Source organism: Pseudomonas sp. CM25 (assembly GCF_013179705.1).
Lineage (GTDB): Bacteria > Pseudomonadota > Gammaproteobacteria > Pseudomonadales > Pseudomonadaceae > Aquipseudomonas.
In genome coordinates this window covers 1-769 of record NZ_JABMCW010000697.1, presented here as the reverse complement: position 1 = coordinate 769, position 769 = coordinate 1, and the positions used below count along the sequence as shown (strand labels likewise).

1 protein-coding gene is annotated in these 769 nt (G+C 48.5%); it reads left to right on the top strand.

The genetic code is table 11. The annotated features are described in order from the left end of the window. A partial coding sequence (locus HP546_RS30770; RefSeq protein ID WP_172233786.1) for a site-specific integrase occupies positions 1–665 on the top strand: 665 nt, incomplete at its 5' end. Positions 666–769: the final 104 nt, after the last annotated feature.

The window sequence follows — 769 nt, the reverse complement described above, 5'->3', positions numbered from 1 at the left end:
AGTATAACTCCCTACCCGCTGGCCAAAAATACTCCGGCATCCGACCTGTGAATTCCCGCGTACAATGCGCAGTCTGGATCTGCCTCAGCACCCTCTGTCGCATAGGCGAACTCCTCAAGTCCGAGTGGCGACATGTCGATCTGGAGGAAGGTACTTGGTTCATCCCTGCTGAAGCCACCAAAGGGCATAAAGGTAAAAGACAGGACCACCATATATTCCTATCAACATTCGCGCTGAGTCAGTTTAAACGCCTTAGAGAAGAAACCGGCCACACTCCCTTCTGCTTTCCCAGCAAGGATGAAAGCAGTCATGTCGATACCAAGACAATCAGCAAGCTGATCGGAGACCGGCAATGCTGCTTCAAGAATCGCAGCAAACCTCTATCAGGCCGCCATCACGACGACTCACTAGTTTTAAGCCAAGGTAATAAGGGCGAATGGACTCCGCATGATTTGCGTCGTACAGGAGCGACCATGATGCAGGAACTAGGAGTGACACTGGAAATCATTGACCGTTGTCAGAATCACTTGCTGGGAGGTTCAAAAGTACGCCGGCATTATTTGCATTACGACTATGCCAAGGAGAAAAATGATGCATGGAACAAACTGGGAGAGCGCATTGAAATCATTCTTCGAGCTCCACCGACTAAAACCAAATTGGAATAATTTAGTGCTGATCTCTTTATTCAGAAGTTGCAAGTACATGCAGAGCCTCCACAACACACATCTTCGTAGCTATGCGCTGACGTAAAGAGCACAAATTCCTCCTC